At 71.2% G+C, this 21528-nt stretch carries 18 protein-coding genes; 9 read left to right on the forward strand and 9 right to left on the reverse strand.

Features of this window, described 5'->3' with window-relative positions; translation table 11 throughout:
- Positions 1-96 precede the first annotated feature (96 nt).
- The 3 genes from ACZ49B_RS08850 to ACZ49B_RS08860 are packed head-to-tail and all read left to right on the forward strand — an operon-like array spanning position 97 to position 4615.
- The gene (locus tag ACZ49B_RS08850; RefSeq protein ID WP_468302159.1) at positions 97-924 is read left to right on the forward strand and encodes an FAD binding domain-containing protein; all 828 of its coding nucleotides are present in this window, start codon (positions 97-99) and stop codon (positions 922-924) included.
- Positions 921-3647 carry a molybdopterin-dependent oxidoreductase gene (locus tag ACZ49B_RS08855; protein WP_468302162.1) on the forward strand — a complete coding sequence of 909 codons (2727 nt, stop codon included), beginning with the start codon at positions 921-923 and terminating at the stop codon, positions 3645-3647. The genes ACZ49B_RS08850 and ACZ49B_RS08855 overlap by 4 nt, the downstream gene beginning before the upstream one ends.
- On the forward strand, positions 3644-4615 hold the full coding sequence (locus ACZ49B_RS08860) for an antibiotic biosynthesis monooxygenase (protein WP_468302165.1): 972 nt from the start codon (positions 3644-3646) through the stop codon (positions 4613-4615). Before ACZ49B_RS08855 ends, ACZ49B_RS08860 begins: the two co-directional genes overlap by 4 nt.
- Positions 4616-4705: 90 nt before the next feature.
- Here ACZ49B_RS08860 and ACZ49B_RS08865 read toward each other — a convergent pair whose 3' ends face one another.
- The 6 genes from ACZ49B_RS08865 to ACZ49B_RS08890 all read right to left on the reverse strand — a co-directional run bounded on the left by ACZ49B_RS08865 (position 4706) and on the right by ACZ49B_RS08890 (position 12026).
- A complete protein-coding gene (locus tag ACZ49B_RS08865) occupies positions 4706-6877 on the reverse strand; it encodes a 3-hydroxyacyl-CoA dehydrogenase NAD-binding domain-containing protein (RefSeq protein WP_468302167.1) in 2172 nt (723 codons plus the stop codon).
- 52 nt (positions 6878-6929) lie between these two features.
- Entirely contained in the window at positions 6930-8144 is a 1215-nt protein-coding gene (locus ACZ49B_RS08870; RefSeq protein WP_468302170.1) for an acetyl-CoA C-acetyltransferase, read from the reverse strand.
- A 51-nt stretch (positions 8145-8195) separates the two neighbouring features.
- Positions 8196-9338 (reverse strand): acyl-CoA dehydrogenase family protein, encoded by a 1143-nt coding sequence (locus ACZ49B_RS08875; RefSeq protein ID WP_468302172.1) that lies wholly within the window; start codon positions 9336-9338, stop codon positions 8196-8198.
- Positions 9339-9347: 9 nt separating this feature from the next.
- Complete coding sequence (locus ACZ49B_RS08880) at positions 9348-10373, reverse strand: LLM class F420-dependent oxidoreductase (RefSeq protein ID WP_468302175.1); 1026 nt, start codon at positions 10371-10373, stop codon at positions 9348-9350.
- Complete coding sequence (locus ACZ49B_RS08885; RefSeq protein WP_468302176.1) at positions 10373-11521, reverse strand: CaiB/BaiF CoA transferase family protein; 1149 nt, start codon at positions 11519-11521, stop codon at positions 10373-10375. Before ACZ49B_RS08885 ends, ACZ49B_RS08880 begins: the two co-directional genes overlap by 1 nt.
- 112 nt (positions 11522-11633) lie before the next feature.
- Positions 11634-12026: an MmcQ/YjbR family DNA-binding protein gene (locus ACZ49B_RS08890; protein ID WP_468302178.1), complete on the reverse strand. Its 393-nt coding sequence runs from the start codon at positions 12024-12026 to the stop codon at positions 11634-11636.
- A 333-nt stretch (positions 12027-12359) separates the two neighbouring features.
- On the opposite strand from ACZ49B_RS08890, the gene ACZ49B_RS08895 reads away from it, so the two are divergent.
- A complete protein-coding gene (locus ACZ49B_RS08895; RefSeq protein WP_468302179.1) occupies positions 12360-13583 on the forward strand; it encodes a saccharopine dehydrogenase family protein in 1224 nt (407 codons plus the stop codon).
- Positions 13584-13625: 42 nt separating this feature from the next.
- Here the strand turns inward: ACZ49B_RS08895 and ACZ49B_RS08900 are convergent, their stop codons facing one another.
- On the reverse strand, positions 13626-14303 hold the full coding sequence (locus tag ACZ49B_RS08900; protein WP_468302181.1) for an endonuclease V: 678 nt from the start codon (positions 14301-14303) through the stop codon (positions 13626-13628).
- A 26-nt stretch (positions 14304-14329) separates the two neighbouring features.
- Here ACZ49B_RS08900 and ACZ49B_RS08905 point away from each other — a divergent pair, with 26 nt between their 5' ends.
- On the forward strand, positions 14330-14629 hold the full coding sequence (locus tag ACZ49B_RS08905) for a YciI family protein (protein ID WP_468302183.1): 300 nt from the start codon (positions 14330-14332) through the stop codon (positions 14627-14629).
- A 772-nt stretch (positions 14630-15401) separates the two neighbouring features.
- Here the strand turns inward: ACZ49B_RS08905 and ACZ49B_RS08910 are convergent.
- Entirely contained in the window at positions 15402-15944 is a 543-nt protein-coding gene (locus ACZ49B_RS08910) for a DoxX family protein (protein WP_468302184.1), read from the reverse strand.
- Between the two features lie 813 nt (positions 15945-16757).
- Between ACZ49B_RS08910 and ACZ49B_RS08915 the strand changes: the two genes are divergently transcribed.
- The gene (locus ACZ49B_RS08915) at positions 16758-17339 is read left to right on the forward strand and encodes a GNAT family N-acetyltransferase (protein ID WP_468302187.1); all 582 of its coding nucleotides are present in this window, start codon (positions 16758-16760) and stop codon (positions 17337-17339) included.
- A gap of 7 nt (positions 17340-17346) precedes the next feature.
- Here the strand turns inward: ACZ49B_RS08915 and ACZ49B_RS08920 are convergent, their stop codons facing one another.
- On the reverse strand, positions 17347-18435 hold the full coding sequence (locus ACZ49B_RS08920; RefSeq protein ID WP_468302190.1) for a WD40/YVTN/BNR-like repeat-containing protein: 1089 nt from the start codon (positions 18433-18435) through the stop codon (positions 17347-17349).
- Positions 18436-18530: 95 nt separating this feature from the next.
- Here ACZ49B_RS08920 and ACZ49B_RS08925 point away from each other — a divergent pair, with 95 nt between their 5' ends.
- The 3 genes from ACZ49B_RS08925 to ACZ49B_RS08935 all read left to right on the forward strand — a co-directional run bounded on the left by ACZ49B_RS08925 (position 18531) and on the right by ACZ49B_RS08935 (position 21408).
- Complete coding sequence (locus tag ACZ49B_RS08925; RefSeq protein WP_468302193.1) at positions 18531-18947, forward strand: (4Fe-4S)-binding protein; 417 nt, start codon at positions 18531-18533, stop codon at positions 18945-18947.
- A 188-nt stretch (positions 18948-19135) separates the two neighbouring features.
- Complete coding sequence (gene ssgD, locus ACZ49B_RS08930; protein ID WP_468302196.1) at positions 19136-19552, forward strand: spore wall synthesis regulator SsgD; 417 nt, start codon at positions 19136-19138, stop codon at positions 19550-19552.
- 215 nt (positions 19553-19767) lie between these two features.
- A complete protein-coding gene (locus tag ACZ49B_RS08935) occupies positions 19768-21408 on the forward strand; it encodes an ABC-F family ATP-binding cassette domain-containing protein (RefSeq protein ID WP_468302199.1) in 1641 nt (546 codons plus the stop codon).
- The last annotated feature ends 120 nt before the right edge of the window (positions 21409-21528 follow it).

Raw genomic sequence — 21528 nt, forward strand, 5'->3', positions numbered from 1 at the left:
CCGGTCCGTTCTGGGTACGGTGAAAGGGACGTTCCGTGCCGGGCCGGTCCACCCGTGGGCAGTTCACGATCACCTTCGTGAGGGAGCTCGATTCCCATGGACCTGAACACCATCACCGAAGTCGTCCGGCGGCCGGCCGACCAGCCGGGTTCCGACTGGCGCCCCGGGGATGCCTGGCTCGCGGGCGGTACCTGGCTGTACTCCGCGGAGCAGCCCGACCTGCGCCGCCTGATCGACCTGACGTCGCTGCCCTGGGACCCCCTGGTGCCGAGCGACGCGGGCCTGGAGATCGGTGCCACGTGCACCATCCGCGACCTGTACGGCTTCGCACCGCCGGACGAATGGACCGCGGGCACCCTCATACCGACGGCCTGCGAGGCGTTCCTGTCCTCGTTCAAGGTCTGGAACGCGGCGACCGTCGGCGGAAACATCTGCATGTCACTGCCGGCCGGCCCGATGATCACGCTCACGGTCGCACTGGAGGCCCGGTACGAGTTGTGGGCCCCCGACGGGTCCGTGCGCACCGTCGACGCCCTCGACTTCGTGACCGGGAACAACCGCAACGTCCTCGCGCCCGGGGAGGTGCTGCGCCGGATCGACGTTCCGGCACACGCCCTGAGCAAACGGCCCGCGCACCGCCGCTTCACCCTGACGCACCTCGGTCGTTCGACCGTGTTCCTCATCGGCACGCACACGCCCGGCAGGAGCGATCTGCTGCTCACCGTCACCGCGGGCACCACGCGGCCGGTGCGGTTCGCCTTCGACACCATGCCCGATGCCCTCACCCTGCGGCAGAGCATCGACGCCATCCCCGCCGACGTGTGGTTCGCCGACCCCAACGGGACACCCGACCACCGTCGCCACCTGACACGGCACTTCGCCGAAGAGATCCGCGGCGAACTTCTCGCGGGGGGCCCGGCATGACGTACCTCGTGAACGGACGGAGCTTCGACTCCGAACCGGAACCCGGCCAGTGCCTGCGCACCTTCCTGCGCGCGCTCGGCCACTTCGGCGTCAAGAAGGGGTGCGACGCGGGCGACTGCGGTGCGTGCACCGTATGGCTGGACGGCACTCCGGTGCACAGCTGCATCACCCCGGCCTTCCGCGCGGACGGCCACGAGGTGACCACGATCGAGGGCCTCGGATCGCCCGGCGACCTGCATCCCGTACAACGCCGGTTCCGGGACGCCCCCGGCTTCCAGTGCGGTTTCTGCACCGCAGGGATGATCATGACGTCGGCGACCTTCACGGAGGAGCAGAAGGCGGACCTGCCCCGGGCGCTGAAGGGCAACCTCTGCCGCTGCACCGGCTATCGGGGGATCGAGGACGCGGTCAAGGGCGTCGCCCACGTGCAGACGGCCGCTCCGGGCAAGGCCGTCGGGACGAGCGTCGGCGCGCCCGCGGCCGAGGACGTGGTGACCGGTCGCGCCGAGTTCACGATGGACACCCGCATGGAGGGAATGCTGCACCTCAAGGTGCTGCACTCGCCCCACGCCCACGCCCGGATCGTCTCGATCGACAAGACCGCCGCGCTCGCGGTCCCCGGCGTGCAACGCGTCTACACCTGGCAGGACGTACCGCGCAAACGGTTCACCACGGCGATCCACACCGACCACCTCGTCGATCCGGACGACACCTACATCCTCGACGACACCGTCCGCTTCGTCGGACAGCGCGTCGCCGTCGTCCTCGCCGACACGGTCGGGGCGGCGGAGGAGGGCTGCCGCAAGCTGGACGTCGCGTACGAGGTGCTGCCCGCGGTCTTCGACCCCGAGGAGGCCATGGCCGACGGGGCGCCCCAACTGCACGACTCGGTGGACCCGTTCGTCCGGGACTCCGTCCACAACCTCCTGGTCGAGCTCCACTCGCACATCGGGGACGTCGATGCGGGGTTCGCGGCGGCCGACGTGATCCACGAGGGCACCTACTTCTCACCGCGCGTGCAGCACGCGCACCTGGAGACCCACGGCTCGATCGCCTGGATGGAGGACGGCCGGCTGAACGTGCGCACCAGTTCGCAGTCGCCGTCGATCGCGAAGGTCAAGCTGGCCTACCTGTTCGCGCTGCGCCCGGACCAGCTCCGCGTGTTCTGCAAGCGCGTCGGCGGCGGTTTCGGCGGCAAGCAGGAGGTCATCTCCGAGGACCTGGTCGCCCTCGCCACCCTGGACACCGGGCGGCCCTCCTGTTTCGAGTTCACGCGCGAGGAGGAGTTCACCACGGCCTCGCCCCGGCACCCGATGAAGCTGACGGTCAAGCTCGGGGCGAAGAACGACGGCACGCTCACGGCGTTCCAGGTCCGCAACGTGTCCGACACGGGCGCCTACGGCAACCACGGCGGGGAGACCCTGTACGCGGGCGGCTCCGCCGTCATGCTCTACCGCTGCCCCAACAAGAAGTACGACGCCTTCTCCGTCTACACGAACACCGTGCCGAGCGGAGCCCTGCGCGGGTACGGCATGACCCAGCCGGCCTTCGCCGTGGAATGCGCGATGGACGAACTGGCCATCGCCCTGCACATGGATCCGCTCGAGCTGCGCCGCCGCAACATCGTGCGCCCCGGCGATCCGCTCGTCGGGATGCACGACGGCCCCGACGACGTGATGTTCAACGAGGACGGGCTCGCCAAGTGCATCGACCTCGTGGCCGGCGAGCTCGCCCGGACGGCCGACCAGCCCTCCCCCGGCCCCGGGTGGCTCGTGGGGACCGGCGTGGCGAGTTCCATGCACGAGACCGCGCCCCCGACCGAGCACATCTCCGAGGCCTGGCTCACGCTCGGCGACGACCTCGTCTACGAACTCGCCGTCGGCACGGTCGAGTTCGGCGAGGGCACGTCGACCGCGCACGTCCAGATCGCAGCCGCCCAGCTGGGTACCACACCGTCGCGGATCCGCCTGGTGCAGTCGGACACGGACCGTACGGGATTCGACACCGGCGCCTTCGCGAGCGCGGGACTCTTCGTGGCGGGCAACGCCGTCCTGCGGGCGGCCAACGCCGTGCGCGACCGCATCCTGGAGTTCGCCGCCGCGGAAACAGGCGTCCACGTCGTGATGTGCTCGATGGACGACGAGTACGTCATGTGCGGGGACGACCGCGTGCCCCTGGCCGATCTCGTCGCCGTGGCCCGGGAACGCGGCATCCGGTTCACCGCCGCCCGCAAGGCCTACGGTTCGCCGCGCAGCGTCACCTCCAACACCCACGGGTTCCGCATCGCCGTCCACCGGGTGACGGGTGAGATCCGCATCCTCTACAGCGTCCACGCGGCCGACGCCGGCGTGCTGATCAACCCCGAGCAGGTCCGCGGCCAGGTGGAAGGGGGTGTCGCCCAGGGCATCGGATTCGCCCTGACGGAGAACCTCCGCATCGACGCGGACGGGGTCGTGGTCAACCCGAACCTGCGCAACTACCGGATCCCCGCGTACGCCGACGTCCCGCGCACCGACCTGCTCCTGGTGAGCTCCGCCGACTCCGTCGGGGCCATGCACTCGAAGGGGATGGCGGAGTGCTGCATCAACCCGGTGGCGCCCGCGCTGGCGAACGCGCTCCGCGATGCCACGGGCGTCCGCTACCGCGAGCTGCCCCTCACTCCGGAGCGGATCTACAGCCGGCTGGGTGAGAGCCAGTCGGCCCGGTCGGGCCCGAGACGATGACCACCGGACAGCAGGCGGAGGCCTCGGCCACGGTCATCATCGGCCACAGGGTCCGGCCCGGCATGGAGGAGGAGTACGAGAAGTGGCAGGAAGGCGTCAACACCGCCGCATCCCGGTACGCCGGGCACCTGGGCGCCGAGGTGAACCCGCCGACGGACCTGCAGCCCGACTGGGTCGTCGTCTACCAGTTCGACTCGGTGGCCAATCTGCAGGCGTGGATCAACGGCGCGACCCGCCAGCGGCTCCTCGAGGTCGGCGAGAAGTTCTTCGACGGCCCCGGGACCCAGCAGGTGATCAGCGGCGGCACCCAGCCCACGGACCCGCTCGTCACGGTGGTGGTGACCCACCGGGTCCACCCGCACCACGTCGACGACTTCCTCCGGTGGCAGCGCGCCATCGGCGAGGAGGAGACCAAGTTCCCGGGCTTCCGCGGCACGGAGATCTTCCGCCCGATCGAAGGTCTTCAGGACGAATGGACCACGCTCTACCGGTACGACAGCGCCGAACACCTCGATGCCTGGCTGACGTCGGAGGAGCGGCGGCGGATGCTCGCGGAGGGGGAGAAGTTCAGCGACTTCAAACTGACCACGATCGAGAACTCGTTCGGCAGCTGGTTCGCGTTCGAGGAGAACGGCAGGGAGGTGCCGCCGCCATCGGAAACGAAGACCGCCATTGCGGTCTGGGTGGGCCTCTACCCGACCGTCGTGCTGCTGGCGCTCGCCCTGTCCCCGCTGAATTTGCCGATCTGGCTCGGGCTGCTCGTGGGCAACCTGCTGTCGAGCGTGGCCATGAGCTTCTTGACGATGCCCTACTACGTGAACCGGCTGCTGAAGCGGTGGCTGTGGCCCGCACCGGACGCACCGCCGCTGCGGACCAACCTCGTCGGCCTCGGCATCGTCGCGGCGGCGCTCGGTTTCTGGGCCGTCGTCTTCTACCTCGTGACGCGGGTGTTCTGGACCCTGCCGTGAACCGCTGCCGCGGCGGGTCCTGCCGCGGCGGGCAAGCCCGGCCGGGAAGGCGGGCCGGGAAGGAACCGGCCCGCCTTCCGCGTCACCGCGCTAGTCGGTGTACGTCTCTGCGCGCTCGGCCTTCGCGACGAGCGAGGCCGGCGGGGTGAAGCGCTCGCCGTACTGGGCGGCCAGCTCGCGGGAGCGGGCCACGAAGCCCGGCAGGCCGCCCTCGTAGCCGTTGATGTACTGGATCACGCCGCCCGTCCAGGCCGGGAAGCCGATGCCCATGATGGAGCCGATGTTGGCGTCGGCGATCGAGGTGAGCACGCCCTCGTCGAGGCAGCGGACGGTGTCCAGGGCCTCGGAGAAGAGCATCCGCTCCTTCATGTCGATGAACGGGATGTCCGCGTCCGGCTTGGCGAAGTGCTCACGCAGGCCCGGCCAGATGCCGGCGCGCTTGCCGCTCTCGTCGTAGTCGTAGAAGCCGGCCCCGCCGCTGCGGCCGGGGCGGCCGAACTCGTCGACCATGCGGTCGATGACCGTGTCCGCGGGGTGCGCGGTCCACGTGCGGCCGTCGGCCTCGAAGGCCTTGCGGGTCTCGTTGCGGATCTTGCGCGGGAGGGTGAGCGTGAGCTCGTCCATCAGGGAGAGCACCTTGGCCGGGTACCCGGCCTGGGCGGCGGCCTGCTCGACGGAGGCGGGCTCCACGCCCTCGCCGACCATCGCGACGCCCTCGTTGATGAACTGGCCGATGACGCGCGAGGTGAAGAAGCCGCGCGAGTCGTTGACCACGATCGGGGTCTTGTTGATCTGCCGTACGAGGTCGAAGGCGCGGGCGATCGCCTCGTCGCCGGTGCGCTCGCCCTTGATGATCTCCACGAGCGGCATCTTGTCGACGGGCGAGAAGAAGTGCAGTCCGATGAAGTCGACGGGGCGCGAAACCCCTTCCGCGAGACCCGTGATGGGCAGCGTCGAGGTGTTGGAGCAGAGCAGCGCGTCGGGGGCGATGACGTCCTGGATCTCCTGGAACACCTTGTGCTTGAGGGAGGTGTCCTCGAAGACCGCCTCGATGACGGCGTCGCAGCCCGCCAGGTCGGCCGCCTCGGCGGTCGGGGTGATCCGGGCGAGCAGCTCGGCGCGCTGGGCCTCGGTGCTGCGGCCGCGGGAGACTGCCTTGTCGAGCAGCTTCTCGGAGTACGCCTTGCCCTTCGCGGCGGCCTCGGCGGTGACGTCCTTCAGCACCACGTCGATGCCCGCGCGGGCACAGGAGTACGCGATGCCCGCGCCCATCATGCCGGCGCCGAGGACGGCGACCTTGCTGACCTTGCGGGGCGCGATGCCCTGCGGGCGGCTGCGGCCGGCGTTGACGGCCTGGAGGTCGAAGAAGAACGCCTGGATCATGTTCTTGGCGGTCTGTCCGGTGACCAGCTCGGTGAAGTAGCGGGCCTCGATGGTCAGCGCGGTCTCGAAGTCCACCTGGGCGCCCTCGACGGCGCAGGCCAGGATGTTGCGCGGGGCCGGGTACGGGGCCCCGTTCAGCTGCTTCTTGAGGTTCGCGGGGAACGCCGGGAGGTTGGCGGCGAAGCGCGGGTTGGACGGCGTACCGCCCGGGATCTTGTAGCCGGGCACGTCCCACGGCTGCTTCGACTCGGGGTTCGCGTCGATGAAGGCGCGGGCCTTGGCCAGCATCTCCTCGGGGGTGGCGGCCAGTTCGTGCACGAGGCCGTTGTCCAGGGCGCGCTGCGGGTTGTACTGGGTGCCCTGGAGCAGGACCTTGAGCAGCGCGTCGGCGATGCCCATGAGGCGCACCGTACGGGTGACGCCGCCGCCGGCCGGGAGCAGGCCGAGGGTCACCTCGGGCAGGCCGATCTTGGAGCCGGGGACGTCGAGGGCCACGCGGTGGTGGGAGGCGAGGCAGATCTCGTATCCGCCGCCGAGGGCCGCGCCGTTGATGGCGGCGACGACGGGCTTGCCGAGGGTCTCGATGCGGCGCAGCGAGCGCTTGATCTCGGTGCCGGTGTCGAAGGCGAGCTGCGCGTGCTCGGGGCGCAGCCCGATCATGTCCTTGAGGTCGCCGCCGGCGAAGAAGGTCTTCTTGGCGGAGGTGTAGATGATGCCGCGGATGGAGTCCTTCTCGGCCTCGGCGCGGTCGGCGATCGCCGCGATGGAGTCCTTGAAGGCCTGGTTCATCGTGTTGGCGGACTGGTTCGGGTCGTCGAGGGTCAGGGTGACGACGCCGGTCTCGTCCTGTTCCCAGCGGATCGTGGTGGATGCGCTCATTTTCTCGCTACTTCCGTGTCAGAGAGGAGGTCTGGGGGTTACAGGACGGTGTTCAGAGCCGCTCGACGACGGTCGCGACACCCATGCCGCCGCCGACGCAGAGGGTGACGAGTCCGTAGCGCTTGTCCTGGCGCTCCAGTTCGTCGATGACGGTGCCGAGCAGCATGGCGCCGGTGGCGCCGAGCGGGTGGCCGAGCGCGATGGCGCCGCCGTTGACGTTGACCTTGTCGAGGGAGACGCCCATGTCCTTGACGAAACGCAGCACGACGCCGGCGAAGGCCTCGTTCATCTCGATCAGGTCGATGTCGTCGATGGTCAGGCCGGCCTTGGCGAGGGCCTTGCGGGTGGCCGGGGCGGGGCCGGTGAGCATGATGGTGGGCTCGGAGCCGGAGACGGCCGCCGAGACGATCCGGGCGCGGGGCGCCAGGCCGTTGCGTTCGCCCGCCTCGCGGGTGCCGATGGCCACGAGCGAGGCGCCGTCGACGATGCCGGAGGAGTTGCCCGCGTGGTGGACGTGGTCGATCTTCTCGACCCAGTGGTACTTCTGCAGGGCGACGGCGTCGAAGCCGCCGAGGTCGCCGATGTCCGCGAAGGACGGCTTGAGCTTGGCGAGGGTGTCGGCCGTGGTGCCCGGGCGGACGAACTCCTCGTGCTCCAGGACGACCAGGCCGTTGCGGTCGGTCACCGGGACGACGGACTTCGCGAAGCGGCCCTCCTTGATGGCGGTGGTCGCGCGCTCCTGGGAGAGGGCGGCGTACTCGTCCACGTCGCGCCGCGAGAAGCCCTCGATGGTGGCGATGAGGTCGGCGCCGATGCCCTGCGGGACGAAGCCGGTGTCCCAGTTGGTCATCGGGTCGTTGAACCAGGCTCCGCCGTCGGAGGCCATCGGTACGCGGGACATGGACTCCACGCCGCCGGCGAGGACCAGGTCCTCCCAGCCGGAGCGGACCTTGGCGGCGGCCATGTTCACGGCCTCCAGGCCGGAGGCGCAGAAGCGGTTCTCCTGTACGCCGGCCACCGTGTCCGGGAGTCCCGCGGCGATGGCCGCGATCCGGGCGATGTCGGAGCCCTGGTCGCCGACCGGGCCGACGACGCCGAGGACGATGTCGTCGATGGTGGCGGGGTCCAGGCCGGGGTTGCGCTCGCGCAGGGCGTGGATGAGGCCGACGACCAGGTCGATCGGCTTGGTGCCGTGCAGGGCGCCGTTGGCCTTGCCGCGGCCGCGCGGAGTGCGGATCGCGTCGTATACGTACGCTTCGGTGCTCACTGGTCAAGCCTTTCGAAGGATTACGGGGGGGGAGGTCGGTGGAGAAGGAGGTCAGCCGAGGAGGGAGCGGCCGATGATCTCTTTCATGATCTCGGTCGTGCCGCCGTAGATGGTCTGGATGCGGCCGTCGATGAAGGCCCGTGCGACCCGGTATTCGCTCATGTAGCCGTATCCGCCGTGCAGTTGCAGGCAGCGGTCGGCAACCCGCTTCTGGAGCTCGGTCGCCCACCACTTGGCCATCGAGGCGTGGACGTGGTCCAGCTCGCCGTTGGAGTGGTCGACTATGCAGCGGTCCAGGAAGGTGCGGGTGACGGCGCACTCGGTGGCCATCTCCGCGATCTCGAAGCGGATGTGCTGGAGCTTGGAGAGCGGCCGCCCGAAGGCCTCGCGCTCCTTCACGTACGCGGTGGTGATCTCCAGCAGGTACTCGGCGGCGGCGATGCCGGCCATCGCGATGCCCATCCGCTCCTGCGCGAGGTTGGTCATCAGGTGGACGAACGCGCCGTTCAGCTCGCCGAGCAGGTTCTCCTTGGGGACGCGTACGTCGTGGAAGAACAGCTCGGCGGTGTCCTGCGCCTTCTGGCCGATCTTGTCGAGGTTGCGGCCGCGCTCGAAGCCCTCCGTGCCGCGCTCGACCACCAGCAGCGAGAGCCCGTGCGCCCCGCCCTCGGGGGTCGTCTTGGCGACCACGACCACCAGGTCGGCCAGGATGCCGTTGGAGATGAAGGTCTTCGAGCCGTTGAGCACCCAGTGGTCGCCGCGGTCCTCGGCGGTGGTCCGGATCCCCTGGAGGTCGGAGCCCGCGCCCGGTTCGGTCATCGCGATCGCCGTGATCGTCTCGCCGGAGCAGAAACCGGGCAGCCAGCGCCGCTTCTGCTCCTCGGTGGCGAGCGAGGTCAGGTACGGGCCGATGATGTCGTTGTGCAGGCCGATCGCGAGCCCGGCCGCCCCGGCCCGGGTGAACTCCTCGGCGATCACGGCGGCGTAGCGGAAGTCGGTGTTCCCGCCGCCCCCGTACTCCTCCGGGACGGCCAGGCCCAGCAGGCCCTGCCGGCCGGCGGCGCGCCAGGCCTCACGGCTGACGATGCCGTCCTTCTCCCACTGCTCGTAGTGCGGCAGCACCTCCTTGGTGAGGAAGGTGCGGACCGTTTCGCGGAACGCCTCGTGGTCGGCGTCGAAGATGCGGCGTTGCATCGGGGCCCCCTAGAGCCAGCTCTTGACGGTTTCGATCAGCCGGGCCGGCTCGGCACCGACGGGTGTGACGTTGAGCATGGTGACGCCCGCCTCCCGGAAGGCCTCGACCCGCTCGCGCACGTAACTCTCCGGCCCGCACAACGTCATGAGCTCGCAGAACTCGTCCGGGACGGCGGCCGCCGCATCGCGCTTGCGGCCGGAGAGGTACAGCTCCTGGATCGTGCGGGCCTCCTCCTCGTAGCCGTAGGCGACGGCGAGGTCGTTGTAGAAGTTCTTGCCGACCGCGCCCATCCCGCCGACGTACAGCGCGATCTGCGGGCGCGCCAGGTCCCGTACGGCGGCCGCGTCCTCGCCGATCGCGAGCAGCCCGCCCGCCACGGTCTGCAGCGGGCCGAGCTCCGGGGCGCGCAGGGCCGCGCCCTCGGCGAGGGCGCTCCCCCACACCGCGCGGGCCTTCTCCGGGATGAACAGGGTGGGCAGCCAGCCGTCGGCGATCTCGGCGGTCATCCGTACGTTCGCGGGACCGAGCGAGGCGATGTACACGGGGATCGCGTCGCGGACCGGCCGGGTGAGGATCTTCAGCGGCTTGCCGTGCCGTCCGCCCTTCTCGGGCGGCAGCGGCATGTCGGTGATGCCGTGGTGGTCGATCGTCTCGCGGCGCCAGATCCGCCGGCACAGCTCGACGGTCTCGCGGGTCCGGCCGAGCGGCTTGTCGTACGGCTTCCCGTGCCAGCCCTCGACGACCTGCGGCCCGGAGGCGCCGAGGCCCAGCAGCGCCCGGCCGCCCGACATGGCGTCGAGCCCGGCCGCCGTCTGGGCGACGAGGGCGGGGGTGCGGGAGTAGACGTTGAGGATGGCCGAGCCGATCTTCATCCGCTCGGTGCGGGCCGCCAGATAGCCCATGATCGTCGGGGAGTCGAAGCCCCAGGCCTCGGCGACCCACACGGCGTCGAGCCCGGCCGCCTCCAGCGCCGCCGCCTCGTCGGCGGCCCGGCGCGGGTCCCCGGAGTAGTCGAGCATCATGGAGAGTTCCATCAGACGCCCTCGCCCTTCGCGGTCAGGCCCGGCACGTCCCAGTCGCGGGCCACGGATTCGGTGTCGGCCCCCGGCTGCGCCGGGCCCGAGGCCACCGCGACCGGCGTGGCCGAGAACCGGGGCGCGGGTGCGGGCTGGGTGATCCCGCCGAAGTCGGTGAAGGTGGCGCGGGCGGCGAGGTGCGGGTGCTGCGGCGCCTCGCGCAGGGACAGTACGGGCGCGACGCAGGCGTCGGAGCCCTCGAAGACCGCCGTCCACTCGTCCCGCGTGCGGGACTTGAAGCGGGCTGCGACGGTCTCGCGGAGCTCGCCCCAGCGGGCCATGTCCTTGCGGGCCGGAGCCCCGTCCTCGATGCCGAGCAGTTCCACGAAGGTGTCGTAGAACTGCTGCTCCAGCGCGCCGACCGCCATGTACTGGCCGTCGGAGGTCTCGTACGTGCCGTAGAAGGGGCAGCCGCCGTCGAGGAGGTTCGCCCCGCGCCGGTCCTGCCAGCCGCCGGCCGCCATCATCCCGTGGATCATGGCGGTGAGGTGGGCGGTGCCGTCGACGATGGCCGCGTCCACGACCTGGCCCGTGCCGCCCGGGGTGCGGGCGTGCTGCAGGGCCGCGAGGACCCCGATGACGAGGTAGAGCGAGCCGCCCGCGTAGTCCCCGACGAGGTTGGCGGGGACGGCCGGGGGCTCGCCCGGATTCCCGATCATGCCGAGGGCGCCGGTGACGGCGATGTACGCGATGTCGTGCCCGGCGGTGTGCGCGAGCGGGCCGTCCTGGCCCCAGCCGGTCATCCGGCCGTAGACGAGCGCCGGATTGCGGGCGTGGCAGTCGGCGGGTCCGACGCCGAGCCGCTCGGCGACCCCGGGGCGGAATCCCTCGATGAGCACGTCGGCCCGCTCGACCAGGTCCAGCACGCGGGCGGGGCCGTCGGCCGACTTCAGGTCGACCAGGACGGACCGCTTGCCGCGGTTGGTGATGTCGTACGCGGGATCGACCGCGAGCCCGCCGCCGCCGGGACGGTCCACCCGTACGACGTCCGCGCCGAGATCGGCGAGGAGCATGGCGGCGAACGGGCCCGGGCCGATGCCCGCCAGTTCCACGACGCGCACGCCCGCGAGCGGGCCGTTGCCGGGCACGTTCCCTGTCACTGCCATCGAGCCCCCAGCATCCTCGGCACCACTGCCGCCACTGCCGCCACTGTGTGACACAACTGATGTAACACCAGCGATGCTAGGAACGTGTTCCACTCAGCACAAGAGCAAGCGCTTAGCCGGTTGACTCGTTTCGCGCGTCGAGCTCCTTCAGGTGCCGCTTCAGGGCGACCGTCCGGTAGCTCTCCTCCACCCATTCGCACAGCACCTCGAGCGACGGCGCCCCCTTCTCCCCCAGCGGCAGCGAGACCCAGCCGGCCTTCCCCAGCCCGTACCCGGTCGGCTCCGCCCCCGGCGCGGTCATGGCGTGGCCGTGCAGCGCCTCGTCCTTGAGCTTCACGGAGAGCCCCGGCGACTGCGGGCCGTCGGCGTTGCCCAGGAAGACGAAGATCTTCTTGTTGACCTTCACGACGCAGTCCTCCGGACCCCACGGAAACTCCACCACGGCCTCCGGCAGCCCGCGGGCAAACTCCCGCACCGCCTCCCACTTGCGCACCGCAGCCTTCATGGACGCCTCCACTCAGCACAGGTCACACCTGCTCGCACGGACAGTCGGTCCTCACGCTAGCCCCGGCCACCGACACCGTCCGGGCAACCGGACCGCAGACCTCCCGCAAGGGCGCGATCGAGCCGCGCAAACCCCCGCGATCGAACGCCACGGGCGACATGACCTGGTCGTGGACCCCTTCGGCGCGGACCACGACGACCGACCCGCCGTTCGTGCGCCCGACGCGCGCCCCGGGAAATGCCGTCCAGGCCGCCGCCGGGGCACTGTTCTTCGTACCGTGGTCGCGCGCTAGCCTCGGCCACCGACAGGAGCGGGGAGCGGAGAGGAGCCGTGATGAACGAAGAGGTTCGGCAGACCGACGAGGCTGCGGGGCGTGAGCGCCATCGTGACCGGGCCTACGACGTGGTGCTCTTCGGCGCGACCGGGTTCGTCGGAGCCCTGACCGCCGAGTACCTCGCCGCGCACGCCCCCGCCGACTGCCGGTGGGCGCTCGCGGGCCGCGACCTCGGCAAGCTGGAGCGGCTGCGCGAGCGGCTGACCGCGCTCGATCCCGGGTGCGCGTCGCTGCCGCTGCTCCGAGCGGACGCAGGGGACGCGCAGGCCGTACGGGAACTGGCCGCCTCCACGCGGGTCCTGGCCACGACGGTGGGACCGTACGTCCTGTACGGGGCGGAGCTGGTCGCCGCCTGCGCCGCAGCGGGCACGGACTACGTGGACCTCACCGGTGAGCCGGAGTTCGTGGACCGGACGTACGTCGAGCACGACGCCCGGGCCCGGGAGACCGGCGCGCGGCTGGTGCACGCCTGCGGCTTCGACTCGATCCCGGCCGACCTCGGCGCGTACTTCACGGTGGGACAGCTGCCGGAGGGCGTGCCGCTGCGGGTGGACGGGTTCATGCGGTCCAACGCGGTCTTCTCCGGCGGGACCCTGGCCTCCGCCCTCACCATCATGGGCCGAGGGCCGCAGAGCCTGGCCGCCGCCCACGAGCGCCGGCTGCACGAGCCCCGGCTGCTGGAACGGCGCGTACGGGGGCCGCTCGGCGCGCCGCGGTTCAGCCGGGAGACCGGGGCGTGGGCGCTCCCGCTGCCGACCCTGGACCCCCGGATCGTGACCCGCTCGGCGGCCGCGCTGGAGCGGTACGGGCCGGACTTCCGCTACCGGCAGTACGCCTCGGTGAAGCACCTCCCGGTCGCCTTGGGCGGTACGGCGGCGATCGGCGCGACGGTGGCCCTGGCACAGCTCCCGGCGGCGCGGCGGTGGCTGATGAGCCGCTGGGAGCCGGGCCGCGGCCCGGACGCGGAGCGCCGGGCGCGCAGCTGGTTCACGGTCCGCTTCGTGGGCGAGGGCGGCGGCCGCCGCGTGTTCACCGAGGTCTCGGGCGGCGACCCGGGCTACGGCGAGACCGCCAAGATGCTGGCGGAGTCGGCGCTGTGCCTCGCGTACGACGCCCTGCCGGAACGGGCCGGCCAGCTCACCACGGCGGTGGCGATGGGCGACGCCCTGCTGGACCGGCTGCAGAAGGCGGGGATCCGGTTCCGGGTGGCCTCGCAGCAGTAGCGGGCGGCGGCAGGAGCGGGCGGCAGCGGTGGCGGGCGGTGGTCAGGAGGCTTCGTGCAGGGCCCGTCGGCAGAGGGAGTCGGCGCGGCGGGTGGACTCGGGGATCCGGAAGCGGGGGCTCAGTGCGAGGGCGTGGGCGCAGGCGTTGTCGAGCGAGAGCCGGTGGCCGACGGAGACGTACACCGGCTTGATCCGGTCCTGCGTACGCAGCGCCCGCCCGACGACGGCGCCGTCGGCCGCGAGCAGCGGGGCGGCGTCGCCCCGCAGCGCGCCGGGCTCCTCGTAGGTGAACGTGAACGGGTTCTTCGCGACGCCCATGCTCGGCAGTCCCGTGACCACCCCGAGGTGGCAGGCGAGTCCGAAGCCGCGGGGGTGGGCGAGCCCGTAGCCGTCGCAGACGACGAGGTCGGGGGCGACGGTGAGGTCGTCCAGTGCGGCCAGCACGGTGGGCAGCTCCCGGAAGGCGAGGAGCCCGGGCACGTACGGGAAGCTGACGTGCCCGACGGCCGTCGCCTCCTCGACGACCTCGAGGGTGGCGGCATCGAGGACGACGGCCGCGGCGGCGACCAGGTCGCGCTCGTCGTCGTAGGCGACGTCCACGCCTGCGACGAGCCCCCGCCGGGGCGGCGGGCCGGGCTCGTCGAGCACGACGTGCTGGCGGAGTTCGTCTTGTATCGCCCGGGCCTCGGCCTCGTCGGCGGGGGTCTTTACGCTCGTCATGATGGTGCGAGAGTAGCCTGACGATCATGTTCGTCATGGAGCTCACCTACACCGCACCCGTGGAATCCGTCGAAGAGGAGATGGACGCGCACATCGCCTGGCTGGACGGCTACTACGCCTCGGGCGTCTTCCTCGCCTCGGGCCGCAAGGTCCCGCGCGAGGGCGGCATCATCCTGGCCGCCGGGGTCTCCCGCGCGGAGATCGAGCGCATCTCGACAGAGGACCCGTTCACACTGGCCGGCGTCTGCGAGTACCGCATCACGGAGTTCATCGCGACGAAGACGTCGGGGGACCTGGCGGCGGTGCGGGAGAGTCCGGTGGGGTAGGGGGCGGGGGCGGTTGGTCGGTGTGGGGAGGGGCGGGGCGGGGGCCAGGGGCGGGGTCTGTGCGAGCGGCGTCGGGAGGATGGATCGGGACGTACGGGCGGCGGGGTCCGCGTACTCGGCGTCGGCGTGTGTCCGGGGGCGTCCCGTCAGTCCACTGTCCTTCCGTGTCGTGCCGGTCCCTCAAGGGCGCTCCTCCTTCGTCGTCGCGTCGCTACGCGATGGCCTGCGGCCACCCTTGACCGACCGACCCGCCCCGGAATGCCATAAGACTGCCGGGAAGCCCCCGAAGGATGGCCGGGGGGTTCATGTTCCGATAAGCGCCGATCAGAGATGCCGAGCAGGGGCCCCCTGGTCATCCGCACCCAGCCCACCAGGACCACCGAGGCGGAGCAGGATGGGGCCCCGGGGAGGGAACGGCTCCCTGAAGGGCCCATAGGAAGCCCTTTCCGGACCCGGGCAGGGTCAACCTGCACCAGACAGCGACCAGATGCCCATGCCGGTAGGGGTGGGCCCGCAGGCGCCCCAAATCGCTACGCGCTTCTCATCTCTCGGCGTCCGACGACCGCCTGGGGCTGGTCACAAGCCGCCCACGACCGGCAGAGGTCAGCCTGGGATGCGACTGTGGGCTGTTTATTCCGTTTTGGTGGCTGGATGGGGGGTGAATTGACGCCTACCGGAGTGGGAGGTTGAGAATTCCGGCAACAGACTCCATCTGACCCTTTTCGGCTCCCAGTGCCCTCAAGTAGTCGCTTCGGCGCGCGTCGAAAGGGGGTCAGTCGCGGATGAGGAGGACGATGAACCCCACTACGGCTCCCAGCAACAGTCCGAGGACGGAGTACCGGGGCCGCGACTCACGTAGGCCGGGGAGGAAGTGGTCGACGGAGAAACGTCCCGGCCCGGTGAGGGTCAGGGCGATGACTCCGGCGAAGAGCACCGACTCGAGTTCCACACCCTTGGGGGCGAAGTAGGTGCTCAAGCCCCGGACGGCGAGGACGTTGATGAAAATACCGGTCAGAGCCGCCCCCGCGAGCGGAGTGAGCAGGCCGAGGGCGAGACCGAGGCCACCCAGGGTCTCGGAGAGTCCGGCGATGACGGCCATGGCATCCCCTGCGGGATAGCCGCTCATCGAGAAGCCCTTGCCGGTCGCGGTGAGGCCCGGGCCCTTGAACCAGCCGAAGAGCTTCTGTGTGCCGTGGCCGGCCATGGTGAAGCCGACAACGAGCCGAAGCACGAGCAGGCCGATGTCGTGGGTGGCGGTGGTGTCAGGAGTCGAGGTGGCACGAAAGATCGCGCGGTCCCGCAGTTCGTACGCCATGAACGTCCGTTCTTCCGTCCCCTGTCAACGACGGCCACCCTATGGCGCTCGTCCGAAATGCCCAGGCCGCAACGGCGTCCAACCACGTCGTCGACCCGTTCGGCGCAGACCGACCGCGCCCTCGCAGAGTTGCCCGCCCAACCCCAGACGGTCGTCGGACGCCGAGAGATGAGGAGCGCGTAGCGATCTGGGGCGTCCACGGTCCAGGCGGCACCGCATGGTCATCTCATCGCTGTCTGGTGCAGGTTGACCCTGCCCGGGTCCGGAAAGGGCTTCCTATGGGCCCTTCAGGGAGCCGTTCCCTCCCCGGGCCCCATCCTGCTCCGCCTGGGTGGTCCTGGGGACTGACTCCGGATGACCAGGGGCCCCTGCTCGGCATCTCTGATCTGGGCTGGACCGGATCCGAACCCCCCGGCCATCCTTCGGGGGCTTCCCGGCAGTCTGTTGTCTTTCCGGGGCGGGTCGGTCGGTCAAGGGTGGCCGAAGGCCATCGCGAAGCGACGCGACGACGAAGGAGGAGCGCCCTTGAGGGACCGGCACGACACGGAAGGACAGTGGACTGACGGGACGCCCCCGTACCCACTCGGACGCCGCTCGCACAGACCCCGCCCCTGGCCCCCCGACCGACCCTTCCGACGCCGCTCACACAGACCCCGCCCTCGACATCCCGCTCGAGCCTTCCGTCGCCGACCACGCAGACCCCGCCCCCGGCTCCGACCGACCCTCCCGACGCCGCTCACACAGACCCCGCCCGCCGAGACCCCGCCCCCCTCCCCACCCCGACACACGCACCCCGACACCCCTGGAGCCACCATGCACCCCGCACCCCGCCCCGCCGTCCCCGACGACATACCCGAGCTGGTCCGGCTTCGGGCCGTGGCTCTCGCCGCCCTCGGGGTTGACCCCGGGCCCCTCGATGCCGCTTGGCGGGATGTCGCCCGCGGGTGGTTCCTCGAGCGGATCAGCGAACGCCCCGACGTGCACTGCCTGGTCGTCGGCGGAGCACCCGGCGAGCCCCTGCTGGCCACCGGCATGGCCTGGGTCACGTACCACCTGCCCAGCCCCCGGTGGACCGACGGGCGGCGCGGCTACCTCGACGGCATCGTCACCGACGAAGGAGCCCGCGGTCAGGGCCACGGCCGGCGGATCGTCGACGGGCTCACCGCCTGGCTGAACGGCAACGGGATCCACTACATCCAGCTGCACGCCAGCTCCGACGGCGAACCCGTGTACAAGGCAGCGGGCTTCGTCACCGGCCAGTACCCGGGAATGGACCTGTTCACCATTCCCCGGGCCACCCCACAGACCACCTGTCAGGCCGCCCCACAAGCCACCCCACAGGCCACCCCACGAGCCACCCCACAGGCCACCCCACAAGCCACCCCACCCTCCTGATCAACCATCAGGACCCCGACGAGCGGCCTTCCAGCCTCCCCACCCGCCCCTTCTCCCCCGCCGCCCAGCAGCCCCCGTCGCCCGCGCAGTCGACGGTGTCGAACGAGCCGGCCGCAAGCGGGCGCCAACTGCTGCCGCCGTCCGTCGTGACGTCCGTGCCCGTCGGGCCCACCGCGAGGGCCGCGTCGCGCAGGTGCGGGAGCCAGGCCGCGCCCGAGCGGTACGCGGGCGGCGGGGTGTGGGACGGGCGCCAGGTGCGGCCCGCGTCCGCCGAGACGGCCGCGGCCTGCGGGGAGGCCTCGCCGGTGCGGTAGTCACCGCCGACCGCGAGGCCCCTCGTACGGTCGCGGAAGGCCAGGGCGAAGACCCCCTTGGCCGGATCGCCCGCCGGGATGCCCGATTCGGCGACCCGCCAGGTGCGGCCGCGGTCCGCCGAGTGCAGGATCCGGGCGGCCGCGCCGCCGCCCGTGGCCAGCCAGACGTCGCGCGCCCCGGCGCTCACCAGGCACTGGCCGCTCGCCGCGAAGCCCGCCTCGCCCGGCAGGGCGTCCGGCATGCCCGCACTCGGCAGCACCGACCAGTTCCGGCCGCCGTCCTGCGTCGACAGGATCCGGAACCTGCCGTCCACCGGGTCGCTCATGGCCAGCCCGTGCCGGGAGTCGAAGAAGGTGAGGCAGTCGTAGAAGGCCCGCGGGTCGGGGTTGCGGAAGGTCTCGGTCCAGGTGGCGCCGCCGTCCTCGGTGCGCAGCACCCGTGACGCCTCGCCCTCCCCGATGGACAGGGCCACCGCGCGCCGTGCGTCGAAGGCCTCGATGTCGCGCAGCTCCAGGCCCTCCGCGACCGCGCCCGGCGGCGAGACGTCGCGCCAGCTGCGGCCGCCGTCCACGGTGCGCAGCACCGTGCCCTTCGAACCGGCCACCCAGGCCGTGGAGCGGCTGACCGCCGCCAGCCCGCGGAAGCGGGAGTCCTTGCCGGTCTCCTTCAGCGCCCAGTCCGCGCCCCGTAACCCCTGCACGTCGTACCCCTGCGTGTCGTGAACGTCCTCCGCGTACGCGGGGGCGGCCAACAGCCCCACCGCCAGAGCTGCTGCGCACATGCCAACTCCCAGAAGTCTCATGGCGCCGGAAGCTAATGCACCCCGGATCCGGCGTCCAGGGTGCATCCGGGCCGCCGCGTTCCTAGGCTGAGGCCATGCCATCCAAGGAACCCAAGGCCTACGACGGCAAGCGCATCACCGTCACCTACGACACCGGCCGGTGTCTGCACGCCGCCGAGTGCGTGGGCGGACTGCCCGAGGTGTTCGACTCGGGGAAGCGTCCGTGGGTGCAGCCCGACGGGGCCGGGCCTGAGCGGGTGGCCGAGGTGATCCGCCGCTGCCCCTCGGGCGCGCTGCAGTACCGGCTCGCGGACGAAGGGCCGGCCGAGGAGCCGGACCGGCCGACCACCGTCGTACGGTCGCCCGCCGGCCAGCTCGTGATGCGCGGCGATCTGCGCGTGACGACCCCGGAGGGGACCGTCCGCAGGGAGACCAGGGCGATGCTTTGCGCCTGTGGAGTGAGCGGGAACCAGCCGTTCTGCGACCACTCCGGAGCGTGCGGCAGCGACTGAGGCCCCTTCGCGCGCACCCTTCCCACCCCCTCACGCCGTCACTCTGTGCGATCAAACGGACGCGTTCCAGCCAATCGGTGACACAGCTCACGTCGGTTCGCGTGCACGGATTTGCCGATTCCGGCGTCTATCCGGTTGCCGGGTTCCACCCCACGCCCGGCAGCAGATCCGCCGCAAGGGAGCGAGCCTTGATCACTGTTATCGAGCAGGCCGTGCAGGCCCGTCTGGTCGCCACCGCCCCGAAGGTCGAGACCGTACCCGTCACGCTCTGCTACGACCGCGCGGATCCGTTCGCCGTGCGCATGGCCTTCCCCGCCCCCGCCACCCTCGAGGGCATCGAGGTCTCGTGGACCTTCGCGCGCGAGCTCCTCGAATCGGGGCTGGACCGCCCGACGGGGTGCGGCGACGTCCGGGTGCGGCCCTACGACATCGACCGGACCACGATCGAGTTCCACGCGCCCGAGGGCGTGGCGATCGTGCTGATGGTGACGGCCGAACTGCACCGGTTCCTGGAACGGGCCGCGACGGTCGTCCCGCCGGGGCTGGAGCACCTGTACCTCGACATGGACCACAGCCTGGCCGAGCTGATGCGCGACCCGCACTGAAGCCGGACGGCCTCCTTCCCTCCCGCGGTTAATTCGTTTGCGGGCGGCTCCCGGCCGCCCGTAGCTTCGTAGACGCCCCACTGCCGTCGAAACGGAGCAGGACGTTGCTCTTCTGAGGTTCGAGACACCGACCGATCCCATCGATCCGCCATCGGATCCCACCGTCGGCTGTCTCCCCGCGTTGCACGCACCATTCACGCAACCTGGAGGCCTCCATGAGTCATGCCCCTGCTTTCATCACCTGTTCCGCCCTGTCCTTCGACTGGCCCGACGGCACACCCGTCTTCGAGGACTTCGACCTGGCCGTGGGCCCCGGCCGTACCGGCCTCATCGGGCTCAACGGCTGCGGGAAGTCCACCCTGCTGAAGCTCGTCGCGGGCGTGCTTGCCCCGTCCGAGGGCCAGTTGTCCGTGGCCGGCACCATCGGCCACCTCCCGCAGACCGTCACCCTCGACACCGCCCTGCGCGTGGACGAGGCGCTCGGCATCCGTGCCACGCGCGACGCCCTGCACGCCATCGAGGCGGGCGAGGCCACCGAGGCGAACTTCGCCACGGTCGGCGACGACTGGGACGTCGAGGAGCGGGCCGTGGCCACCCTCGACCAGCTCGGGCTCGCACGGATCGGCCTGGACCGTACGGTCGGCGAACTGTCCGGCGGCGAATGCGTGTTGCTGCGCCTCGCAGCCCTGCTGCTCGCCCGCCCCGACGTCCTCCTGCTGGACGAGCCGACGAACAACCTCGACCTGCGCGCCCGGCACCGCCTGTACGCGGCGGTCGAGTCCTGGTCCGGGGTGATGCTCCTGGTCAGCCACGACCGGGAGCTGCTCGAGCGGGTCGACCAGATCGCCGATCTGCACGACGGCGAAGTCCGCTGGTACGGAGGGAACTTCACGGCGTACGAGCAGCAGCTCGCCGCCGAGCAGGACGCTGCCGAGCGGATGGTCCGGGTCGCGGAGGCCGACGTACAGCGGCAGAAGCGGGAACTCTCCGACGCGCACATGAAGTTGGCGCGGCGCAAGCGGTACGGCCAGAAGATGTACGACTCGAAGCGCGAGCCGAAGATCGTCATGGGTGCCCGCAAGCGCGCCGCCCAGGAGTCGGCCGGCAAGCACCGCATCATGCACACCGAGAAGCTGGCGCAGGCGAAGGAGCGGCTGGACCAGGCGGTGGAGGCCGTCCGGGACGACGACGAGATCCGGATCAAGCTGCCCGCCACGCAGGTCCCGCCGGGACGCCGGGTCCTGACCCTGAGCGATGTGCACCTGGTGCACGGGGCCAGGGCAGCGGGCGAGTGGGAGCTGCGCGGTCCGGAGCGGATCGCGCTCGTGGGCCGCAACGGTTCGGGCAAGACGACCCTGCTGCGCACGATCGCGGGGCTGCTCGCGCCGGCGTCCGGCGAGGCGGTGACCCATGTGCCGACGCGGTTCCTGCCGCAGCGGCTGGACGTGCTCGACGAGAGCCTTTCGGTGGTGGAGAACGTGGCGCGGTTCGCCCCGCAGGCCTCGAACAACATGATCCGGGCGCGGCTCGCACACTTCCTGCTCCGCGGCGCCCGGGCGGACCGGCCGGCGGGCACCCTGTCGGGCGGCGAGCGGTTCCGGGCGGCGCTGGCGGCGCTGCTGCTGGCGGAGCCGGCTCCGCAGCTGCTGATGCTGGACGAGCCGACGAACAACCTGGACCTGGCGAGCGTGCGCCAGCTGACGGGCGCGCTGGAGTCGTACGAGGGCGCACTGCTGGTGGCGAGCCACGACGTGCCGTTCCTGGAGTCGATCGGGATCACGCGGTGGCTGCTGCTCGACGGCGAAATGCGGCCGACCACGGCCGAGGAGGTGCGGGAGGCGCTCTGGCACGAGTGACAGGTGCGCCGTCCCCGCCGTCAAGGAAGGCGGCGGGGACCACCTGTCGGCGTGACTTTCGCTTTCGGGTGCCCCTCCAGCACGCCTACAAACTGCATAGATAACCGGATGTAACCGGGC

The organism is Streptomyces sp. NPDC031132 (assembly GCF_055570595.1).

Bases quoted from the DNA above. Each gene is read 5' to 3' on its own strand.
- ACZ49B_RS08850 (WP_468302159.1), top strand. From the start codon at position 97: ATGGACCTGAACACCATCACCGAAGTCGTCCGGCGGCCGGCCGACCAG.
- ACZ49B_RS08855 (WP_468302162.1), top strand. From the start codon at position 921: ATGACGTACCTCGTGAACGGACGGAGCTTCGACTCCGAACCGGAACCC.
- ACZ49B_RS08860 (WP_468302165.1), top strand. From the start codon at position 3,644: ATGACCACCGGACAGCAGGCGGAGGCCTCGGCCACGGTCATCATCGGC.
- ACZ49B_RS08865 (WP_468302167.1), bottom strand. From the start codon at position 6,877: ATGAGCGCATCCACCACGATCCGCTGGGAACAGGACGAGACCGGCGTC.
- ACZ49B_RS08875 (WP_468302172.1), bottom strand. From the start codon at position 9,338: ATGCAACGCCGCATCTTCGACGCCGACCACGAGGCGTTCCGCGAAACG.
- ACZ49B_RS08880 (WP_468302175.1), bottom strand. From the start codon at position 10,373: ATGGAACTCTCCATGATGCTCGACTACTCCGGGGACCCGCGCCGGGCC.
- ACZ49B_RS08885 (WP_468302176.1), bottom strand. From the start codon at position 11,521: ATGGCAGTGACAGGGAACGTGCCCGGCAACGGCCCGCTCGCGGGCGTG.
- ACZ49B_RS08890 (WP_468302178.1), bottom strand. From the start codon at position 12,026: ATGAAGGCTGCGGTGCGCAAGTGGGAGGCGGTGCGGGAGTTTGCCCGC.
- ACZ49B_RS08895 (WP_468302179.1), top strand. From the start codon at position 12,360: ATGAACGAAGAGGTTCGGCAGACCGACGAGGCTGCGGGGCGTGAGCGC.
- ACZ49B_RS08900 (WP_468302181.1), bottom strand. From the start codon at position 14,303: ATGACGAGCGTAAAGACCCCCGCCGACGAGGCCGAGGCCCGGGCGATA.
- ACZ49B_RS08905 (WP_468302183.1), top strand. From the start codon at position 14,330: ATGTTCGTCATGGAGCTCACCTACACCGCACCCGTGGAATCCGTCGAA.
- ACZ49B_RS08910 (WP_468302184.1), bottom strand. From the start codon at position 15,944: ATGGCGTACGAACTGCGGGACCGCGCGATCTTTCGTGCCACCTCGACT.
- ACZ49B_RS08915 (WP_468302187.1), top strand. From the start codon at position 16,758: ATGCACCCCGCACCCCGCCCCGCCGTCCCCGACGACATACCCGAGCTG.
- ACZ49B_RS08920 (WP_468302190.1), bottom strand. From the start codon at position 18,435: ATGTGCGCAGCAGCTCTGGCGGTGGGGCTGTTGGCCGCCCCCGCGTAC.
- ACZ49B_RS08925 (WP_468302193.1), top strand. From the start codon at position 18,531: ATGCCATCCAAGGAACCCAAGGCCTACGACGGCAAGCGCATCACCGTC.
- ACZ49B_RS08935 (WP_468302199.1), top strand. From the start codon at position 19,768: ATGAGTCATGCCCCTGCTTTCATCACCTGTTCCGCCCTGTCCTTCGAC.